The sequence below is a fragment of the Sphingomonas segetis genome (genome assembly GCF_009720245.1).
Classification (GTDB): domain Bacteria; phylum Pseudomonadota; class Alphaproteobacteria; order Sphingomonadales; family Sphingomonadaceae; genus Sphingomicrobium; species Sphingomicrobium segetis.
In genome coordinates this window covers 1-4894 of record NZ_WJSQ01000178.1, presented here as the reverse complement: position 1 = coordinate 4894, position 4894 = coordinate 1, and the positions used below count along the sequence as shown (strand labels likewise).

Annotated in this window: 3 protein-coding genes; all 3 read right to left on the bottom strand. The window is 64.8% G+C overall.

Annotated features, from left to right (window positions below; all coding sequences use genetic code 11):
• A partial coding sequence (locus GH737_RS16130; protein WP_476749617.1) for a tetratricopeptide repeat protein occupies positions 1-168 on the bottom strand: 168 nt, incomplete at its 3' end.
• A gap of 43 nt (positions 169-211) precedes the next feature.
• Positions 212-1207: a 2OG-Fe(II) oxygenase gene (locus GH737_RS13005; RefSeq protein ID WP_196233170.1), complete on the bottom strand. Its 996-nt coding sequence runs from the start codon at positions 1205-1207 to the stop codon at positions 212-214.
• A gap of 88 nt (positions 1208-1295) precedes the next feature.
• Positions 1296-4571: a TonB-dependent receptor domain-containing protein gene (locus tag GH737_RS13000; RefSeq protein WP_155265228.1), complete on the bottom strand. Its 3276-nt coding sequence runs from the start codon at positions 4569-4571 to the stop codon at positions 1296-1298.
• Between the last annotated feature and the right edge of the window lie 323 nt (positions 4572-4894).

The window sequence follows — 4894 nt, the reverse complement described above, 5'->3', positions numbered from 1 at the left end:
CGCGCCGGGGAGGTCGCCGCCTGCCCGGCGCAGCGCCGAAAGCTTCATCCACAGCTGCGGGTCGGAAGCGTCGGTGCCCACCGCTTCCTCGAGCAGGGCGCGCGCCGTCGCGAAGTCTCCGGCCGCAGCCGCACGGTCCGCCTGCTGTTCCCGAGCCCGTGTCGCCATCATCGAATAGTGTTCGCCAATGCGCGGAAAAGCAATCGATTGGCTATCGCGCCTGACCGGGACGGCCGCGAATCCATTGAGACAAAATCCATTTCTCGCCGGACGTGGGCGGCAGCCCGGCATGGCGGGTCAGCGGGTCGGGCCGGCCGTCGGGGCCGACATTGGCCCAGAAAATGGCGTCCCCCGTGCGGCCTCTGAACTTCAGCCCCACCTCGGGGAAGTCGGTTTCGCCACCTGCGAAGCGGTCGTTGAGATAAATGAGGAAAGTGGCGACCCGCTGTCCCCTGCGCAGCTCCTCGCCATAGGCGGGATTCACCGGATCCAGGAAATCGAAATGCGGGCGAAACTCCTGGCCCGGGGCATAATGGAGCACTTGCGTCGGCTCGAACAGGGGAAGCGGAAGGCGGGTCGCGGCTGAAATCCTGGCGCGGATCATTTCGATCACCAGGTCCATGTCGGGGACCTGGAATTCCGCGCCGCTGTTGCTGCGGCCGGCAGTGTAGCCGAGGGCGCCCGTCGCCGGGTTGATCACGTTTGCCGGACGAAGCCGCTCGCGCGTGCGCTCGATCAGCCATCTGCATTCGGCCGGCGACGCGAACTGTTCGATCACACGCACCCGCGGCTGCTCGCTGAGCGCCTTGAAGGCTCCGCTCTGAAGTGCGCGTGGCAAATCGACTCGGCCGCGCAATTCATCCCAGCTGCTGCCGCTACGCGAAGCGAACCGCTCCTGACGCGGAGCATTGCGCGCCAGGAGCTGGAGCTGAAGCCGCGCCGAGCTCGACCCGCGTTCGGCGGCCAGCGCCAGCCGGTCGAGCGCGCGCTCCCAGTCGGGTGGGCGGTTGATGCCCATCGCATCGAACAACGCGATCATCGCCGTAGCGTCGCCGTCACCGCTCGCCGCTGCCTGTTCGACCAAGTCAATTCCCCGCCCGCCGTCGACCGCGGCCCTGGGCCCGTCGAGCAGCACGCGCCCGAGCGCGAACTGCGCCCGCGCATCGCCCGTGCGCGCCCGCTGCTCGAGTTCCGCCTCGCTTGTCACGCGCGCTGTTTGGCCAAATGCGCGCGCAAAAGAAAGCGGCGGGCCCTCTTTCGAGGACCCGCCGCCATTCTTTGCCTTGCCGCCGGACTTAGAAGTCGACGGTGAAGCCCGCGAACATGTAGCGACCGAGTGCATCGTACACCTGCGGATAGGTATTGCCGTTGCCGAGCGCAGCGCCGTTCAACGGCGGATCCTTGTCGAAGATGTTGTTCACGCCGAGACGCAGATTGAGCTTCTGCGCCATCCTCGCCGTGAACGACAGGTCGAAGTAATCGCGCTTCGTATAATGGTTGTTGCCAGGCGCGAATTCCGGATCGTTGAGGACCGGGTTGCTGCTCAGTGCATCGAATTGGACGCCGGAGAAGTGCCGCCACTGGATCGACGCGCCGATGCCGTTCGGCATGGTCAGCGAGACACGAGCCTTGTGACGCCATTTCGGGTTCGGCGTGCCGCAGGTGTTCCCGTAATAACCGGCGCAATCGTAGAAGATGTCGCCGAACGGGTTGGTGATCAGCCGCTTCAGGTAGGTTCCGACGAAGCTGAGGTTCAGCGTGCCGATGCCCCCGAGGCGCCGATTGTACGAGCCATTGAAATCGAAGCCCTTGGTCTGCAGGCCACCGACGTTGGTGTTCAACAGAGTGATGAAGCCCTGCGGGGTGAGCCACAAGGTTCCGAACTGATCACGATTGATCAGGTCGCAGAACAGGCCCTCGGTGATGCACTCGTTCATCACGGTCGAGAAACCGAGCGTCGAGATGAGGCCCTTCACCTTGATGTTGAAGTGATCGACCGACAGCGCCAGGCCCGGGATGAACCGCGGCTGGAGGATTACGCCGAACGTGTAGGTGTCGGCCTTTTCCGGCACCAGGTTGGGGTTGCCGCCCAGAAAACCCGTGTACTGGTGCGCTGGATTCTCGGGAATTGCACCGTACTGCGACGCTGAGATCCCCGTTGCGACGCACTGCTCCAGTGTAGCCGTCGGCGCGGTGCCTTCGCACGGATCCTCGGTGCCGACCAAGCCGATCGCCTGCGGCGAAAACAGCTCCGACACGTTCGGCGCACGGACCGCGCGGTTGTAGCTGCCGCGGAAGCGAACGTCGGCGATCGGCGCGAACTCACCGTCGAGCTTGTACGTGCTCGTGTTGAAGCTGTCTCCGCCGATATGGTAGTTCGACAGACGATAGCCGGTGCTGAACTGCAGCAGATCGATGAAATTGTGCTCCACGATCGGCACCTGCAACTCGCCGAAGATCTCGCGCACGTCGGTGTGACCGGCAACCGGCGGCGTGGTGCTGCCTTGGCCGGTGAGATCGCCGGTCTGGAACTCGATGTCCGGGCTGAACGACAGCGAATTCTTCACGTAATCGACACCGATGTTGGCGCCGATGCCTGTGTCCGCCCACGGCGTCTGCAGGCCGTAGTCGGCGCCGGTGAATGTCATGTTCGCCTGGGCGATCGTCAACGCCACGTTACCGCGCTGGAAGCCCGGGGTTTGGACATAGGCGAGCGCATCCGGGGTCACGCCTCCGGTCGCGAACACGTTGTAGGGAACGCACGCCGAGTCGGTGCCGTTCGCGACCGAGCGGCACTGGATGGTCGCGCCCTCCGTGCCCGGAGCGACGATCACGCCATCCTTGACCGCAACGACGTCGAGAGCCCGAGTGAGCTTGGTCAGCGAGAAGTCGTTGTAGTAGGTCTCGGAGAGCAGCGATTTATCGTACTGGTAGGACACGTCGTAGCTGATACCCCGGGCCACGTCGCCGCGCATGCCGGCGACGATGCGCCAGTTTGTGTGCTCGAGATCGTCGTCGCGGCCGCCGCCTTCGACGTTACGCCGCCCGATGGTCATGATGCCTTGCGTGAAGGTGCCGCCGGTCCCGTTCGGGAACAACGTCGGCGTGTTGAAGCCGAGAATCCCGATCGGGTTACAGGTGGTCGGATCAGCAGGATCCGAGCAAAGCACAGGGCCGTTCGGATCGAAGATCGGCGTCGCCCCGACGAGGTTGCCGAAGTAGCTCTTGTAGACCGGCTGCCCCTTCGAATTGAAGGTCGGGTTGGCGTCGGCGGCGTTGTAGACCGGCGAGGTGCAAACCTTCGACAGCTGGTCCGGAGTCAGGAGCGGGTTATCGCAGTTGATCCGGTTCGTGTTGCTGAAGTCACCCGACGGCGCGATCAGCGCGTCGGTGTGGTCGTTCATGAACATGACTTCGAGGTAAGGCTTGAACGCCGGGCTGATTTCGTAGTTCGCGAACGCGCCCAGTGTGTAGCGCTCGTCCGGGCGCTGGAAGTAGTTGTACGGCGCATAGTTGAACAGGGTCGTGCCGGGAACGAATGCCTCGCCTTCGACGTGGTACGCCTTCAGTGCCGCGCCACCCGGCGTGAAGGTCCGGAAGCTGCCCGTGTCGGACGTCGACGAGCCGCCGCAATAATATTCGCCATAGGCGGCGACGTACTGCGGCGCGAAGGCGCCGAGCGCGCAGAACGAGAAGTCGCGCGTCGCTTCGAGCACTGGGTCCTGGTGCCGGTAGGTGGCATAGGCCTGCACATGGCCGCGGCCGTCGTCGAACGCCGCACCGAACACGCCCGCGATGTCCTGCGAGCCGCCGTTGGTGCTCATGCCGGTCGGATATCGATAAGCCGGAACGCCGAAGACGTCGGTCTGCGTCGTCGTGTTGGCGCGGACGATGTCGCCGCCCATGTGATTGTGGTGGTTGAACACGCTTGCCTGGCCGTCGAGGCGCAGGCCGGTGAAGGTGTCGTCCATGATGAAGTTGACGACGCCCGCCACGGCGTCGGCACCGTAAACGGCCGACGCACCGCCGGTCAGCACGTCGACGCGCTTGACCAGCTGGAGCGGGATGAAGTTGATGTCCGGAACCGGCACACGCGGGTCGCCGCCAACCAGCCGCCGGCCGTTGATCAGCACCATGGTGCGCTTGGCGCCGAGGCCGCGGAGGTTGATCGCCGCGGTACCCGTCGCGCCGTTCGAGATGTTCGAGCCCTGGTCGGCGAAGACCTGCGGCAGCGAGTTGACGAGGTCCTCGGTGCGGGTCGTACCCGAAAGCTTGACTTCCTGGCTGGTGACCGTGGTCACCGGGCTCGCGGTCTGCAGGTTCGGCTGCGGAATGCGCGAACCGGTGACGATGATTTCCGACGGCGCCGTGACCGGCGCACCCTGCGCGTTCGTGCTCGGAACGCCCTGGCCCTCGACCGGGCCGACCGTGGCCGGAGTCGTCGGGACCGCACTGGTATCGGGCGGCTCGGGCTGGTTGCCACCTTCCTGGGCAAAGGCCGGAGTCGCGAGCAGGCCGGTGCCCACGAGGAGCGTCGTTGCAAGAAGACGCTTGCGGAAATCGAGCTTCATTTAATCTTCCCCTTCACTAGCCGAGCGCGGGGCCACGGCTGCCGTGGATCGGCAAGTGCGACTTTGCCGAACTGCCTCGTTTGATAGGTTAAGGGTGGAGAGGCTTGCAACGCTTGCCGACTCGTTACGGGCAAGTTGTCAATGCGCTGTATCAATTTTGCAACAGCACTCGCTTGCGTCGAATCCGTCGCCGCCGATAGGGTGCACTGCTTACCGAGGGGACAGAGATTCATGCAAAAGGCTATGCTTCTGCTGACCGGCGCCGCGGTTCTCGCGGCGACGACCGCCGATGCCCGGCGCCCCGAGCCGGCCGCCCCCCCCGC

Excerpts from the sequence above, each read along its gene's own strand:
- GH737_RS13000 (WP_155265228.1), bottom strand. The coding sequence starts at position 4,571 with ATGAAGCTCGATTTCCGCAAGCGTCTTCTTGCAACGACGCTCCTCGTG.